13 protein-coding genes and 1 tRNA gene are annotated in these 14,384 nt (G+C 70.4%); 4 read left to right on the top strand and 10 right to left on the bottom strand.

Annotated elements, in window-relative coordinates:
• Positions 1–100: 100 nt before the first annotated feature.
• The 3 genes from ABD198_RS12915 to ABD198_RS12925 are packed head-to-tail and all read right to left on the bottom strand — an operon-like array spanning position 101 to position 3,408.
• Positions 101–1,009: a carbohydrate ABC transporter permease gene (locus ABD198_RS12915; protein WP_344000539.1), complete on the bottom strand. Its 909-nt coding sequence runs from the start codon at positions 1,007–1,009 to the stop codon at positions 101–103.
• A gap of 12 nt (positions 1,010–1,021) precedes the next feature.
• On the bottom strand, positions 1,022–2,044 hold the full coding sequence (locus tag ABD198_RS12920) for a carbohydrate ABC transporter permease (protein ID WP_344000626.1): 1,023 nt from the start codon (positions 2,042–2,044) through the stop codon (positions 1,022–1,024).
• A gap of 5 nt (positions 2,045–2,049) precedes the next feature.
• Entirely contained in the window at positions 2,050–3,408 is a 1,359-nt protein-coding gene (locus ABD198_RS12925; protein ID WP_344000540.1) for an ABC transporter substrate-binding protein, read from the bottom strand.
• A 341-nt stretch (positions 3,409–3,749) separates the two neighbouring features.
• On the opposite strand from ABD198_RS12925, the gene ABD198_RS12930 reads away from it, so the two are divergent.
• A complete protein-coding gene (locus ABD198_RS12930) occupies positions 3,750–4,805 on the top strand; it encodes a LacI family DNA-binding transcriptional regulator (protein WP_344000542.1) in 1,056 nt (351 codons plus the stop codon).
• Positions 4,806–4,872: 67 nt separating this feature from the next.
• Here the strand turns inward: ABD198_RS12930 and ABD198_RS12935 are convergent.
• The 4 genes from ABD198_RS12935 to ABD198_RS12950 form a co-directional block, all read right to left on the bottom strand.
• Positions 4,873–4,945 (bottom strand) — tRNA-His (locus tag ABD198_RS12935).
• Between the two features lie 117 nt (positions 4,946–5,062).
• Positions 5,063–5,665, bottom strand: coding sequence for an oligoribonuclease (gene orn, locus ABD198_RS12940; RefSeq protein ID WP_344000544.1), 603 nt, complete (start codon positions 5,663–5,665; stop codon positions 5,063–5,065).
• A 141-nt stretch (positions 5,666–5,806) separates the two neighbouring features.
• The gene (locus ABD198_RS12945) at positions 5,807–7,030 is read right to left on the bottom strand and encodes a helix-turn-helix domain-containing protein (RefSeq protein WP_344000546.1); all 1,224 of its coding nucleotides are present in this window, start codon (positions 7,028–7,030) and stop codon (positions 5,807–5,809) included.
• A gap of 376 nt (positions 7,031–7,406) precedes the next feature.
• A complete protein-coding gene (locus ABD198_RS12950; protein WP_344000548.1) occupies positions 7,407–7,790 on the bottom strand; it encodes a hypothetical protein in 384 nt (127 codons plus the stop codon).
• A gap of 349 nt (positions 7,791–8,139) precedes the next feature.
• Here ABD198_RS12950 and ABD198_RS12955 point away from each other — a divergent pair, with 349 nt between their 5' ends.
• Both ABD198_RS12955 and ABD198_RS12960 read left to right on the top strand, forming a co-directional pair.
• Positions 8,140–8,667 (top strand): universal stress protein, encoded by a 528-nt coding sequence (locus ABD198_RS12955; RefSeq protein WP_344000550.1) that lies wholly within the window; start codon positions 8,140–8,142, stop codon positions 8,665–8,667.
• Positions 8,668–8,817: 150 nt separating this feature from the next.
• Complete coding sequence (locus tag ABD198_RS12960) at positions 8,818–9,375, top strand: hypothetical protein (protein WP_344000552.1); 558 nt, start codon at positions 8,818–8,820, stop codon at positions 9,373–9,375.
• Positions 9,376–9,585: 210 nt separating this feature from the next.
• On the opposite strand, the gene glmS is transcribed toward ABD198_RS12960, so the two are convergent.
• The 3 genes from glmS to ABD198_RS12975 form a co-directional block, all read right to left on the bottom strand.
• Positions 9,586–11,403, bottom strand: coding sequence for a glutamine--fructose-6-phosphate transaminase (isomerizing) (glmS, locus tag ABD198_RS12965; RefSeq protein ID WP_344000554.1), 1,818 nt, complete (start codon positions 11,401–11,403; stop codon positions 9,586–9,588).
• A gap of 12 nt (positions 11,404–11,415) precedes the next feature.
• Positions 11,416–11,673, bottom strand: coding sequence for a hypothetical protein (locus ABD198_RS12970; protein ID WP_167994051.1), 258 nt, complete (start codon positions 11,671–11,673; stop codon positions 11,416–11,418).
• A gap of 74 nt (positions 11,674–11,747) precedes the next feature.
• Entirely contained in the window at positions 11,748–12,662 is a 915-nt protein-coding gene (locus tag ABD198_RS12975) for a DUF4429 domain-containing protein (protein WP_344000557.1), read from the bottom strand.
• 80 nt (positions 12,663–12,742) lie between these two features.
• On the opposite strand from ABD198_RS12975, the gene ABD198_RS12980 reads away from it, so the two are divergent.
• A complete protein-coding gene (locus ABD198_RS12980; RefSeq protein ID WP_344000559.1) occupies positions 12,743–14,362 on the top strand; it encodes a beta-N-acetylhexosaminidase in 1,620 nt (539 codons plus the stop codon).
• The last annotated feature ends 22 nt before the right edge of the window (positions 14,363–14,384 follow it).

Genomic DNA, 14,384 nt, shown 5'->3' on the forward strand with positions numbered 1-14,384 from the left:
TGGTCGTGGAAGACCGACAGATAGGTGGAGGAGGGGGAGGGCCGGGGCGGCGGTGACCCGGCCCCGCGGACGCGTCGGGACAGCCCGCGCGGCGGGGGCGTCAGCCCTTCACCGCGCCCTGCATGATGCCGCCCACGATCTGCTTGCCGAAGATCGCGAAGACCAGCAGCAGCGGCAGCGTGCCCAGCAGAGCACCGGCCATGATCAGGGACTGGTCCGGGGTGTAGCCGCGGCCCAGGCCCGCGACCGCGACCTGCACGGTCGGGTTGCCGCTCTGGGTCAGCACCAGGAACGGCCACAGGAAGTCGTTCCAGGCCTGCACGAACATCAGCATGCCCAGCACGGCCATGGCCGGCCGCGCCGCCGGGAACACCACGTGCCACACCACGCGCCAGCTGCTCGCGCCGTCGACCCGCGCCGCCTCGATGATCTCGTCCGGCAGCGCCTGGAGCAGGTACTGCCGCATGAAGAACACGCCGAACGCGCTCACCAGCGATGGGAAGATGACCGCCTGGAGCTGGTCGGTCCAGTCCAGCCTGGCCACCATCATGTACAGCGGGATGACGCTCAGCTGCGGCGGCACCATCATCGTGCCGATCACGATCAGCATCATCGCGTTGCGGCCTCTGAAGCGCAGCTTGGCGAAGGCGAACCCGGCGATCGTGGACAGCACCACGATGGTCACCGCCGAGATGCCCGCCACGATCGTGGTGTTGAGGAACGCCTCCCCGAGGTTGGCGTCCTTCCAGGCGATCTCCAGGTTCTTGAAGAGATGGGAGCCGAACCAGAACGGCGGCGGCGTCTGCGCCAGGCGCTGGTTGTCCCGGGAGGCGGCGATCGCCGTCCACACCAGCGGGAACAGCGACAGGATGGTGAACACGACCAGGATCGCGTAGGCGATCGGGCCGCCGTGCAGCGTGCCGCCGGCCCGCGCCGACTTCGGCAGGCGCGAGTGCTTCTGCTCCTTGGCGGGGGTCGGGGCGGCGGGGGGTGTGTCCGTCGTCGTCACGGCCGGAACTCCTTAACTACTGGCGCGCAGCCGGCGCGAGATGACGTAGTTGACGATGCCGATGACGATCAGGATCGCGAACATCGTCCAGGCGATCGCCGAGGCACGGCCCAGGTGCTGGTTCACCCAGCCCTGCTCGTACAGATACAGGCCCAGGGTCTGGAACTGGTGCTCCGCGCCGCCGGAGGCGCCCTTGTTGGCGTCGAACAGCAGCGGCTCGCCGAAGACCTGGCTGGCGCCGATGGTGGAGACGACCGCGGTGAACAGGATCGTGGGGCGCAGCGACGGCAGCGTCACATGCAGGAACTGCTGCCAGCGGTTGGCGCCGTCCAGCGCCGCCGACTCGTACAGGTCCTGCGGGATCGCCTGCATCGCGGCCAGGTAGATCAGCGCGTTGTAGCCGGTCCAGCGCCAGATGATGATGGTCGAGACGGCGATCTGCGAGGGCCACTTGTCGCCCTGCCAGTCCACCGGGTCGATGCCGATGAGGTCCAGCCCCCAGTTGATCATGCCGTAGTCGCGGCCGAAGAGCAGCACGAAGACCAGGGAGGCGGCGGCGATCGAGGTGGCGTACGGGGCCAGCATCACGACCCGGTAGAAGGTCGAGGCGCGCAGCTTGTAGTTGAGGATGTGCGCGATGCCCATGGCCATCAGCAGCTGCGGAACGGTGGAGATCAGGCCGATGGTCAGGGTGTTGTGCGCCGCGTTCCAGAAGAAGTCGTCGTCGAAGATCCGGGTGTAGTTGCGCAGCCCCGCCCAGTTCATCTCGGTGGGCGCGGTCAGCTCCACCTGGTGCAGCGAGGCCCAGCCCGTGTAGATCAGCGGGAACAGGCCGAAGGCGAGGAACAGCAGGAAGAACGGGGAGACGAAGGCGTACGGGCTCCAGCGGACGTCCCGCTGCCAGCGGCGGGACTGCCTGGCCCGGCGGCGCTCGTCCTTGTCCATGGGGCCCTTGGTCTTCGTCGCACCGGGTGGGCGGCCCGGGGCCGCGCCCCCCTTGGCGGGGGGCGCGGCGGTGACGTGGCGGGTGGCCATGCGGGTCACTTGTCCAGGTTGTTGTCGATGGTCTTGGTGGCCGTCTCCCAGGCCTCCTCCGGCGACTTGCCCTTGGTGACCAGGATGACGCCGTTGTCCGCCAGGCCCTGTCCGATGATCTGGTCCTTCGGGCCGATGACCTGGAGCGGGATCTGCTTGGCCGCCTCGGCGAAGATCTTGCCGATGGGCGCGTCACCCGTCATGTCGTTCTTGGCACCGGTGACCTCGGACATGGTGTAGGTGGGAGGCGAGCTCGGGAAGCTGCCCTGCACGCTGAACAGCTTGGCCTGCTGCTCGGGCGCGGTCAGCCAGGCGGCGAGCTTCTTGGCCTCCTCGACGTTCTTGCCGCTCTTGGGCACGGTCAGGAAGGAGCCGCCCCAGTTGCCGGACTTGGGCGCCAGGGCCACGTCCCACTTGCCGGCCGCGTCCGGCTTCGACTTGCCCTTGATGTAGCCGAGCATCCACGGCGGGCAGGAGATCGCGGCGAACTTGCTGTTGGCGATCGTCTGGTCCCAGGACGGCTGGAACTGCGTCTGGGCGCCGACGAGTCCCTTCTCGGCGGCCTCGGCGGTCAGGTCGAAGGCCCGCTTCACGGCGGGGTTGGTCTTGTAGATGATCTCGCCGGAGGAGTTGTAGAAGCGCTCTTTCTCGCTGCTGAGGATCGCGCTGATCAGGCCGCCGGGGGAGTCCATGAAGGTGGTGCCCTTGGGGGCCTTCTTCTGGTAGTCCTCACCGACCTCGATCAGCTTGGCCCAGTCGCCCTCCCAGAGCTTGCCGACCTCCTCGCGGTCGGTGGGCAGGCCGGCCTTCTCGAACAGGTCCTTGCGGTAGCAGATCGCCATCGGGCCGATGTCGGTGCCGAGGCCGATGGTCTGGCCGTCCTTGGTGGTGGCCTGCTGCCACTTCCAGTCCAGCCAGTTGCTCTTCTTCACGCCCGGCGCCTTGGACAGGTCCTCGAGCTTGCCGGCCTGGGTGTTCACGATCTCGGTGATGTTGCCGACCTCGACGGCCTGGATGTCCTGCAGGCCGCTGTTGGTGGTGAGGTGGTTCAGCAGCGCCGGGTAGTAGTTCTCGTTCCGCTCGACGACATTCTCGGCGATCTTGATATCCGGGTTGAGCTTCTCGTACTCGTCGTAGAGGCCGGCCTCCTTGAAGCCGAAGGTGCCGAACAGACCCAGGGTGATCGTGGTCTTGCCCTCGCCGCCGGCCGAGGAGCCGGAGCCGTCGTCACCGCCGTCGTCGGCACAGCCGGCCAGCAGCCCCGTGCCCAGCGACACCACGGCCGCGACGGCCAGCGCCTTGCGCGCGAAAGGCTTCCCCCGTTTCGAGCGCGATCGAGACTGGGGGAGGGTACGTGCTCGCATTGCGGTCCTCCTGTTGCCCTGACGTGCCGACCCCCCGGCCAACGGCATGGTCGGGCCCGTAGTGTGCTCGCTGCGGCTCGGGCGGGGAACGTGCGGGATGTGTATGTGTCAGGTACTGTGGGAGCGCTCCCACAAGTGATGTGTTGAAGAGTCGCGGCTCCGGCCGGGGGTGTCAAGGGAGCAGACGGAGCGAATTGCGTTCAGTTATCGGGCTGTTAACCGGACCGGGGGAAGTGGCCCGAAGGCGCCGGGGACCGGTGGCCGCGGCCGCCGTCCGGCCATGGCGGTCTGCAGGGCTGTTACATTCCAGCCGGTGACCTACGACGGAAGGCGGGGCTTCGATGGCAGGCCACGGAGCGCGGGGCCGCAGCGGCGGTCGGCCCACCCTCGAAGAGGTGGCGGCGCGCGCCGGCGTCGGCCGCGGCACGGTCTCCCGCGTGATCAACGGCTCGCCCCGGGTCAGCGAGGCCACCCGTGCCGCCGTGGAGGCCGCCGTCGCCGAACTCGGCTACGTCCCCAACACCGCGGCCCGCGCCCTGGCCGCCAACCGCACCGACGCGATCGCCCTCGTGGTCCCCGAGCCGGAGACCCGGTTCTTCGCCGAGCCGTACTTCTCCGACATGCTGCGCGGCGTCGGCTCGGCGCTGTCCGACACCGAGATGCAGCTGCTGCTGACCTTCGCCAGCAGCGACCGCAAGCGGCAGCGTCTCGCCCAGTACCTGGCCGCCCACCGGGTGGACGGGGTGCTGCTGGTCTCCGTGCACGCCGACGACCCGCTGCCCGACATGCTCGCCCAGCTGGACATCCCGGCGGTGATCAGCGGCCCGAGGTCCGCCGAGGAGACACTCACCTCGGTCGACTCCGACAACTACGGCGGTGCCCGGCAGGCGGTGGAGCATCTGCTCGCCCGCGGCCGGCGCCGCATCGCCCACATCACCGGCCGCCTGGACGTCTACGGTGCCCAGCGCCGTATCGACGGCTACCGCGACGCGCTGCGCGAGGCGGGCCACGAGGTGGACGAACTCCTCGTCGAGCCGGGCGACTTCACCGAGGAGGGCGGCCGCCGCGCGATGGCCGCGCTGCTCGAACGCCGGCCCGACCTGGACGCGGTCTTCGCCGCCTCCGACGTGACCGCGGCCGGCGCCCGGCACGCCCTGCGCGAGGCGGGCCGCCGCATCCCCGGTGACGTGGCGCTGGTCGGCTACGACGACTCGGCCATCGCCCGCCACATGGACCCGCAGCTGACCAGCGTGCGCCAGCCCATAGAGGAGATGGGCCGCAGCATGATCGACCTGCTGCTCGCCGAGATAGCCGACCGCCGCCCGGCGGTCTCCCGCGCCCTCGAGCGCCGCCACGTGGTGCTGCCGACGGAGCTGGTGGAGCGGTCGTCGTCCTGAGCGCCGGAGGCCCCGGACAACGCCGAGGGGCTGACCCGTTTTCACAGGTCAGCCCCTCGTCATTCAGGGTGAGTGACGGGACTTGAACCCGCGACATCCTGGACCACAACCAGGTGCTCTACCAGCTGAGCTACACCCACCACGACCGGTGCTGGGAAGAAGTCGTTCTCCCTGACCGGCCGAGAAAAAGTGTACAGGGTCCGAAGGGGTGCTCGCGCACGACTTGTGCGGCGCCCCCTCCAGGCCCCCCGTTCTGCCTACTGAGCAGGCAGAACGTACTTGGCGGCGATCTTCTTCGCGGTGTCGGAATCGGGCCCCGGCTGCGGCACGAAGATGGCCTCGCGGTAGTAGCGCAGCTCCGCGATGGACTCGCGGATGTCGGCGAGGGCGCGGTGGTTGCCGTTCTTCTCGGGGCTGTTGAAGTAGGCCCGCGGATACCAGCGGCGCGCCAGCTCCTTGATCGACGAGACGTCGACGACGCGGTAGTGGAGGTAGTCCTCCAGGGTGGGCATGTCGCGCAGGAGGAACCCGCGGTCGGTACCGACCGAGTTTCCGCACAGCGGGGCCTTGCCCGGCTCCTTGACGTGCTCCTTCACATACGCGAGGACCTGCTGCTCGGCGTCCTCGAGTGTCGTGCCGCCCTCCAGCTCGGCGAGCAGCCCGGACGCGGTGTGCATCTGACGCACCACCTCCGGCATCGTCTCCAGTGCCCGCTCCGGCGGACGGATGACGATGTCCACGCCCTCCCCGAGCACGTTCAGCTCGGAGTCGGTGACGAGGGCGGCCACCTCGATGAGCGCGTCGTCCGACAGCGAGAGGCCGGTCATCTCGCAGTCGATCCACACCATGCGATCGTTCATGTGTCTCACCCTACGGCGCACCGCGGCGCAGGGGGTGTGGGGTCGTCGCTCTTGTGCCCGCCGCGGGCGGTGGCGGGCATGCGGGACGGGCCGGGGGCCTCATGACCCCCGGCCCGTACGTCGCTCATCGTGGCGGCCGGCTCACGGTGCGCCGCGCTGGCCCGGGACGCTGCCCGCGGCCGTCAGGCCCAGCGCGGCGCTCGCCGAGCGCCGGGACTGGTGCGGGACCTGGCCCTCCGGGTGCAGCGACGCCTGCGGCCGGGCCGGAGGCTGCTGCGGTTCCGGTGCGGCCGTGCCCCCCTGCGCGGTCTGCGCACCGCCGTCGGCGCCCTGGTTCCGCTCGCCCTGCGGGCGCCGCGCACGGTAGGCGGCCCGGTAGGCGGCCGGGGAGGAGCCCAGCTGCCGCCGGAAGTGCCCGCGCAGCGCCACCGGTGAGCGGAAGCCGCAGCGGCCGGCGACCTCGTCCACCGAGTAGTCCGACGTCTCCAGCAGCCGCTGCGCCTGCAGCACCCGCTGGGTGATCAGCCACTGCAGCGGCGCGCTGCCGGTCAGCGAGCGGAAGCGGCGGTCGAATGTACGACGGCTCATGTACGCACGGGCGGCCAGCGTCTCCACGTCGAACTGCTCGTGGAGGTGCTCCAGCGCCCAGGCGACGACCTCGGCGAGCGGGTCGGCGCCGATCTCCTCCGGTAAAGAGCGGTCCAGGTAGCGTTCCTGGCCTCCGCTCCGGCGCGGCGGCACCACCAGACGGCGGGCGAGCGCTCCGGCCGCCTCGTTGCCGTGGTCGGTGCGCACGATGTGCAGACACAGGTCGATCCCGGCGGCCGTGCCCGCGGAGGTGAGCACGTCGCCGTCGTCCACGAAGAGTTCGCGGGGATCGACGTGCACCGACGGATAGCGTTTCGCCAGCGTCGGTGCGTACATCCAGTGGGTCGTCGCCGGACGGCCGTCCAGCAGTCCCGCCGCCGCGAGGACGAAGGCGCCGGTGCACAGCCCGACGATGCGTGCGCCCTCCTCGTGGGCGCGGCGCAGCGCCTCCAGCGCCTCCTCCGGTGGCGGTGAGGTGATCGAGCGCCAGGCCGGTACGACGACCGTGCCCGCGCGGGAGATCGCCTCCAGGCCGTGTGGCGCGGTGAGTTCCAGGCCCCCTGTGGTCCTCAGCGGGCCTTCCTCGCCGCCGCACACCAGCAGTCGGTAGCGCGGCACGCCGGCGTCCTGGCGGTCAACCCCGAACACCGACAAAGGTATGGAACTCTCGAAAATGGGGCCGCCGCTGAACAGCAGCACCGCGACGATCTCCTTGCGGCGGCGCCCGGCGAGTTTCCGGGCCGCGGTTTCCGGCGCGGCAGTGGAGTCGTGGCTCATGCTGCTAAGCCCCCCTCGGTGGTCGTGGCTCCTCGGTCGTGTCGCTCCTGCACGTTTCCCCTCGGTTTTGCACGAGTCCCCCGCCGTAACAGTCAAGATCGAATCTACTGTGTCCGGTCGCGCCCGGGTGGCCAGTTCGGCACCCGGCTCATTGTCGACTTGGCAACTTGGCGTGAAGCATTCGATCACGAAGCGTTGCACTAGGGGAGGGTGCAGGGAAGTACGCCTCGTCGCAGTGGCCAAACCCCGTAGGGTGCGCAGACCCCGTGCGACCCTTTCCGTGCAGGTCGGATGCGGGTTACCGGGTGGTGCGGGGCGGTGATGCACAGGAACCGGAAGTTGGCTGAAAACATGCGGCCCGGTGCATGGAAACCGGTCAGCCGACCGGTGTATCTCCGCCGCGCCGCCCGCTTCGGTGGGTGCCACCCCGGCTGCGGAGGGCGGCCGTTGACGGCCGGCGGCGCCGGCCGCGCCGCGGCGCACCGGCCTGAGGCGACCCCTGCGGCGGCGGTGATCCGGCGGGCGGGCCGCCCGTCGCGCCGCCCCCGAGCGGCCGGGCGGCGGCCCCTGCGGAGCGGTGGATCAGGACGTGACAGGCGCCGGTGACGGCGGCGAGGCCCAGGGCCACGCCGGTGGCGCCGGCCAGGGAGGAGCCGCACCACAGCAGGACGACGGGGACGAGCAGACAGCTGAACGCCGCCCAGCGGACCACGTCGGTGATCGCGCGGTCCGCCTCCGGGGCGGGACCGGGTCCGGGCATGGCGTGCTCCCTGTGGCGTGGCTCACTCAGTTCAACGCGCGGCGCTGCTCTCGGTCACTGCACCGTCCCCGCGTTTCCCGCCCCGACAACCGGGAAAGCAGCGGGACGAGCCCGGAGAGCAGAGGAATGTTGAATCCTGTGCAAACCGCCTGTACAACGCAGCAACCGTTGCGTTACGGGCACCGGCTCGTGCATGCTCCGGGGAACCCGCTGCCAGCGTGTACGGGATCTGGGCTTAGGAGGCGTGCCGCCGTACCCTTGGGGGTATGGGGTTGGGAAGACCATTCCCGGACACAGCTCCGCCGCACACTGTCGTCCCCCATAAAAGGATCACAACGCCGAGACAGCCATGGCCGGTCACGAATTCTTCGAACCAGCGGACCGCAAGCGGCCGGTCGCCGACCCGACGGCGGCCGATCCTCTGGCGGCGGAACAGCCACGCCATTCCTGTGATCCCGCCTTCCGGCACGGAGTGGTCGTCGGCTTCGACGGCTCCACCTCCAGCGAGCGGGCCCTCGCCTATGCGATCGGCATGGCGCGGCGCTCCGGCTCCGGACTGATCATCGTCCATGTCGCCAACCGGCTGCCGACCACGGTGTGGGCCGGCTGTGAGCCGCCGGTCTTCGTGGACATCCCGGATCACCGCACCGAGGTGCTGGGCCTGGAGCTGGCCTGTGCCGACTACCTCGCCGAGGTGCCCTGGATCCTGGTCGAGCGCGGCGGTGACATCTGTCACGAACTGGAAGAGGTCGGCCGGGAGTACGAGGCCGACGCGATCGTGGTGGGCTCCACGCACGGCATCGTGGGCCGGATCTTCGGCTCGGTGGCCGGGCGGCTCGCCAAGCGGGCGCAGCGGCCCGTCGTTGTGATTCCGTAACTGCTCGTTGTCCCAGGCGAGATGAGATCTGGGAACTCGTCAGCCCCTTCCGCGGATGTGTGAACCTACTCGCGCGTAGAGGTGTTTGTGCCCTTGTGAAGGGCATATATCGCTCACCGCACAACTGCACATGCACGAAGGGAGCCCGCCGTGGACAACGACGTCTCCGCGGGAAGCGGAATCACCACCGTGGTCGGCCGACTCGCCCTGGGCATCACCCTGCTGGCCTTCGGACTCGGGACCACCGGTGTCATCAACGGCGTGACCGCGGCCGATGCCGGATCCATCGCCCAGTACGTGGGCGGTGTCGCACTGTTCCTCGTGGGGCTGTTCGCCTTCCGCGACCGTGACTCGGTCTCCGGAACGGCGTACACGGTCCTCGGCGCCCTGTGGTTCACCTGGGCGGTCGCCGAGCCGGCGTCCGCCAACGCCACGGGCCTGTTCCTGCTGCTGTTCGCGCTGGTGGCGCTGACCCTCACCGCGGCACCGGGCGACCAACTCGCCAAGGGCACCTACGGGTTGTTCCTGGTCGCGCTGGTTTTGATGGCGGTCGCCTCGTTCGCCGGCAACGACGGCCTGGCGAAGGTGGGCGGCTGGTTCGCCGTCGCGGCGGGGGCGGTCGCCTGGTACGCGGCGACGGCCGCGTACGCGCACTGGCCGACGGTGCTTCCGCGGCGCGCGGGCCGGGGAGTGACGGCCACCGGCTAGCCGTGTGAAAGCCCGTCGGCGGCCGGGAGTTGGGCGGCTCCCGGCGAACGAGAACGGACCCCGGTGTGTGGGTGGCACACCTGGGGTCCGTTCGGACGTCTGAGCGGGCCCTGCCCGGCCGTCGGGGGCCGGGTGCTGCTCGACCGTCACCGGCCGGGTCCTGCTCGACCGTCACCGGTCAGGCCCTGCTCGACCGTCACCGGCCGGGTCCTACTCCACCGTCACCGACTTGGCGAGGTTGCGGGGCTTGTCGATGTCCCGGCCCAGGGCCAGGGCCGTGTGGTAGGCGAGGAGCTGGAGCGGGATGCCCATCAGGATGGGGTCGAGCTCGTCCTCGTTCTTCGGCACCACGATGGTGTGGTCGGCCTTGGACTCCTCCTGGTGCGCCACCGCGAGGATCTGGCCGCTGCGGGCCTTGATCTCCTCCATCGCGGCGCGGTTCTTCTCCAGCAGGTCGTCGTCCGGGACGATGGCGACCGTCGGCAGGGCCGGCTCGATCAGGGCCAGCGGGCCGTGCTTGAGCTCGGAGGCGGGGTAGGCCTCGGCGTGGATGTACGAGACCTCCTTGAGCTTCAGGGATGCCTCGCGGGCCACCGGGTAGCCGCGGACCCGGCCGATGAAGAGCATCGAGCGGGCCTCGGCGTACTTCAGCGCCAGCTGCTTGATCTCCTCCTCCTGCTTGAGCATCTCCGCGATCTGCTCCGGGAGCTTGCGCAGGCCCTCGATGATCCGCTTGCCGTCGCGGACCGAGAGGTCACGGGTGCGGCCGAGGTGCAGGGCGAGCAGGGCGAAGGCGACGCAGGTGTTGGTGAAGCACTTGGTGGAGACCACGCAGACCTCCGGGCCGGCGTGGACGTAGATGCCGCCGTCCGCCTCGCGGGCGATCGCGGAGCCCACCACGTTGACCACGCCGAGGACCCGGGCGCCCTTGCGCTTCAGCTCCTGCACCGCCGCCAGCACGTCGTAGGTCTCACCGGACTGGGAGACGGCCACGTAGAGGGTGTCGGGGTCCACGACCGCGTTGCGGTAGCGGAACTCCGAGGCCGGCTCGGCGTCGGCGGGGATGCGGGCCAGCTCCTCGATCATCTGGGCGCCGATCATGCCCGCGTGGTACGAGGTGCCGCAGCCCAGGATCTTCACCCGGCGGATCCGGCGGGCCTCGCGGGCGTCCAGGTTGAGGCCGCCGAGGTGCACGGTGGAGAAGCGGTCGTCGATCCGGCCGCGCAGCACCCGGTCCACGGCGTCGGCCTGCTCGTGGATCTCCTTGTGCATGTAGGTGTCGTGGCCGCCCATGTCGTAGGAGGCGGCCTCCCACTCCACGGTGGTGGGCTCGGCCGTGGTGCGGGTGCCCTCGGTGGTGTAGGTGCGGAAGTCGTCCGCCTTGAGGGTGGCCATCTCGCCGTCGTCGAGGGTGACGATCTGGCGGGTGTGGGCGACCAGAGCGGCGATGTCCGAGGCGACGAACATCTCCTTCTCGCCGATGCCGAGCACCACCGGGGAGCCGTTGCGGGCCACCACGATTCGGTCCGGGAAGTCGGCGTGCACCACGGCGATGCCGTAGGTGCCCTCGATGAGGCGCACGGTCTCGCGGACCTTGTCCTCCAGCTTCTCCGCCTGCGAGCGGGCGATGAGGTGGACGATCACCTCGGTGTCCGTCTCGGAGAGGAACTCCACGCCGTCCGCCTCCAGCTTGCGGCGCAGGTCGGCGGCGTTGTCGATGATGCCGTTGTGGACGACGGCGACCTTGCCCTCGGCGTCCAGGTGGGGGTGGGCGTTGACGTCGGAGGGGGCGCCGTGGGTGGCCCAGCGGGTGTGGGCGATGCCCACCGTGCCCTTGAAGCGGGCGGGGACCTTGGCCTCCAGGTCGCGCACCCGGCCCTTGGCCTTGACCATCTTCAGGCCGGCCGTCTTCGGGGACGTCACGACGATGCCCGCCGAGTCGTAGCCCCGGTACTCCAGGCGCTGCAGTCCCTCGAGCAGCAGGGGAGCGACCTCACGTCTGCCGATGTATCCGACGATTCCGCACATATGGGTGTGTTCCTAGCCGTAGACGATGCGCCGCAGCTGCCGGAGCGAGAGCTCCGGCGGGGCTACCGCGCGATATCTGAGGTCCGCCGAGATCCGTTCGAAGATCGCCGCGTTCACCAGGCCCTGGGCCTGGAGCTCGCGGTGGCGGCGACGGACGTACTCCTCGGTCGTCTCGTCGAAGTAGGCGAGCACGTCCTGGATCACCCGCAGCGCCTCGCCCCGGCTGAGGGGCGTGGACCGCGTCAGGTGATCAACAAGTTCGTCGTGCACTCGATGATCCTGGATTACCGGGGACTCTGACGCAAAAATTCTGCCCGATATCGGGCAGGACTGTGGCAGTCCTGCTACATGCGCTTCAGGATCGCCTGCTTGGCCAGGGAGAACTCCTCGTCGGTGAGCACCCCGGAACGGTGCAGTTCGCCCAGCTCGCGCAGGCGGCGGAGCAGGGCGTCATGATCGTCCTCGGCCCGGGCGGGAGCGGGAGCGGGGGGGGGCGGGTCGGCGGGAGCCGGTGCGGAGGTGTCCGGCGCCTTCTGGAGGCTGTGGGCCGGGCCGGCCGCCTTCGGGTGGGGCAGGCGGGCCTGGACGGCGGCGGCGACCAGCGCCATCAGCGGGTCCTTCTTGAAGCCCCACAGCTCCACCGCGTTCGGGTCGTACTTCGCGGGCGCCTTGGTCGCGGCGCCCCGCACATGGAACCGCAGATGGCCGTTCTCCAGGCCGGCGGCCGGCTGCCACTCCACGGAGGCGATGTCCTCAAGCGCCAGGGTGCGGGTGCCCGCGGCGGCCTTGGCGTCCTCCGTCTTCCAGTTCCACTCCAGGCGGACCCGCTCCCCGTCGAAGCTCACCGTGCCGTCCCCGGCGGAGACGGACAGCAGGACGGAGGGACCCGGCAGCAGGAGGGAGTCCACCGGGCCGGACGGAACCTCGTCCAGCAGCAGGGCGTTGCGCACCTCGTCCACGAAGTACTCGGCGACGCCGTACCGGTCGGAGTCCACCACCAGCTGGTACGGGTCGTGCGGCTCGGTCAGCCGTCCGCCGGTCGCCAGCAGCAGCGGGTCGGCGCCGTCGCGCAGCCGCAGCCTGAGCCGCCCCGACTTCTTGCCGTGCTCGAACGAGATCCCCGCCAACGCGCCCAGCGGCACCACCAGTTCGCCCAGGGTCCTGCGCAGCAGACCGACGCTCTTGTCCCGTCCGGGGGTCAGCCGGAGTGCATCGCCGTCGAAGGTCCAGGTGCCGTCCCTCTGGATGATTTCCGCCATGGTCTGGATTGTTCCACCTCACTCGCGAGAGGGTGGTCCAGACCTCTTTGAGCGCAACTGCGCACGGAAGGGACACGGTTGTGAGAGAACGCTGTGTACGACCGCACCACAGAACGTTCCGCCTTCTCGGTTCCCTGCTGCTCGCCACGGCTCTGGGCGTCTCCGTCACCGGGGCCGCCCCCGCCGCCGCCGAGAACCGGACCCCCGCCCCCGTCCCGCTCGATCGCGTCGTCCCGGCCCCCGCCTCGGTGCAGCCGGGCGGCTCCCCCTATCGCATCACCCGCGGCACCCACATCCGCACCGACGGCTCGCGCGAGGCCCGCTCCGTCGGGCAGTACCTCGCCGACGTCCTGCGGCCCTCCACCGGCTACCGGCTCCCGGTCACCACCCACGGCCATGGCGGCATCCAACTCCGCCTGGGCAAGGGCCCCTTCGGCGACGAGGGGTACCGCCTGCGCAGCGGGCGCTCCGGCGTCACCATCACCGCCGCGCGGCCCGCCGGGCTCTTCCACGGCGTGCAGACGCTCCGTCAGCTGCTGCCCGCCGCCGTGGAGAAGGACTCCGTGCAGCCCGGCCCCTGGCTGGTCGCCGGCGGCACCATCGAGGACCGCCCGCGCTTCCGCTGGCGCGGCGCCATGCTGGACGTCTCCCGGCACTTCTTCTCCGTCGCCGAGGTCAAGCGCTACATCGACCAGATCGCCCTCTACAAGCTCAACAAGCTGCATCTGCACCTCAGCGACGACCAGGGCTGGCGCATCGCCATCGACTCCTGGCCGCGCCTGGCCACCTACGGCGGCTCCACCGAGGTCGGCGGCGGCCCCGGCGGCTACTACACCAAGGCCGACTACAAGGAGATCGTCCGCTACGCCGCCTCCCGCCACCTGGAGGTCGTGCCCGAGATCGACATGCCGGGCCACACCAACGCCGCCCTCGCCTCCTACGCCCCGCTCAACTGCGACGGCGTGGCACCGCCGCTGTACACCGGCACCGCGGTCGGCTTCAGCTCGCTGTGCGTCGGCAAGGAGATCACCTACGACTTCGTCGAGGACGTGATCCGCGAGGTGGCCGCGCTCACCCCGGGCCGCTATCTGCACATCGGCGGCGACGAGGCGCACGCCACCCCGCACGACGAGTACGTGACGTTCATGGACCGCGTGCAGCCGGTCGTCGCCAAGTACGGCAAGACCGTCATCGGCTGGCACCAGCTCACCGGCGCCAACCCGGCGCCCGGCGCGCTCGTTCAGTACTGGGGCCTGGACCGCACCAGCGACGCGGAGAAGGAACGCGTGGCCGCCGCCGCGCGCAACGGCACCGGGCTGATCCTCTCGCCCGCCGACCGGGTCTACCTCGACATGAAGTACGACAAGAACACCCCGCTCGGTCTGTCCTGGGCCGGCTATGTCGAGGTGCAGCGGTCCTACGACTGGGACCCGGGCACCTATCTGCCCGGCGCCCCCGCCTCCGCGATCCGCGGCGTCGAGGCGCCGCTGTGGACGGAGACGCTGGAGAACTCCGGGCATCTGGAGTTCATGGCCTTCCCGAGGCTGCCCGGCGTCGCCGAGCTCGGCTGGTCACCGGCCGCCACCCACGACTGGGCGGACTACCGCGAGCGGCTGGCCGCCCAGGCCCCGCGCTGGGAGGCCCTCGGCATCGGCTACTACCGGTCGCCGCAGGTGCCCTGGCCGGACACCACCGGCTGAACCACCGCCGGACGGCCGCCCG

This window comes from Streptomyces thermocarboxydovorans (assembly GCF_039524635.1).
GTDB classification, from domain to species: Bacteria; Actinomycetota; Actinomycetes; order Streptomycetales; family Streptomycetaceae; genus Streptomyces; species Streptomyces thermocarboxydovorans.

What these genes read in the sequence shown, in the direction of transcription:
- ABD198_RS12920 (WP_344000626.1), bottom strand. Translation starts at nt 2,044, where the DNA reads ATGGCCACCCGCCACGTCACCGCCGCGCCCCCCGCCAAGGGGGGCGCG.
- ABD198_RS12925 (WP_344000540.1), bottom strand. Translation starts at nt 3,408, where the DNA reads ATGCGAGCACGTACCCTCCCCCAGTCTCGATCGCGCTCGAAACGGGGG.
- ABD198_RS12930 (WP_344000542.1), top strand. Translation starts at nt 3,750, where the DNA reads ATGGCAGGCCACGGAGCGCGGGGCCGCAGCGGCGGTCGGCCCACCCTC.
- orn (WP_344000544.1), bottom strand. Translation starts at nt 5,665, where the DNA reads ATGAACGATCGCATGGTGTGGATCGACTGCGAGATGACCGGCCTCTCG.
- ABD198_RS12945 (WP_344000546.1), bottom strand. Translation starts at nt 7,030, where the DNA reads ATGAGCCACGACTCCACTGCCGCGCCGGAAACCGCGGCCCGGAAACTC.
- ABD198_RS12950 (WP_344000548.1), bottom strand. Translation starts at nt 7,790, where the DNA reads ATGCCCGGACCCGGTCCCGCCCCGGAGGCGGACCGCGCGATCACCGAC.
- ABD198_RS12955 (WP_344000550.1), top strand. Translation starts at nt 8,140, where the DNA reads ATGGCCGGTCACGAATTCTTCGAACCAGCGGACCGCAAGCGGCCGGTC.
- glmS (WP_344000554.1), bottom strand. Translation starts at nt 11,403, where the DNA reads ATGTGCGGAATCGTCGGATACATCGGCAGACGTGAGGTCGCTCCCCTG.
- ABD198_RS12975 (WP_344000557.1), bottom strand. Translation starts at nt 12,662, where the DNA reads ATGGCGGAAATCATCCAGAGGGACGGCACCTGGACCTTCGACGGCGAT.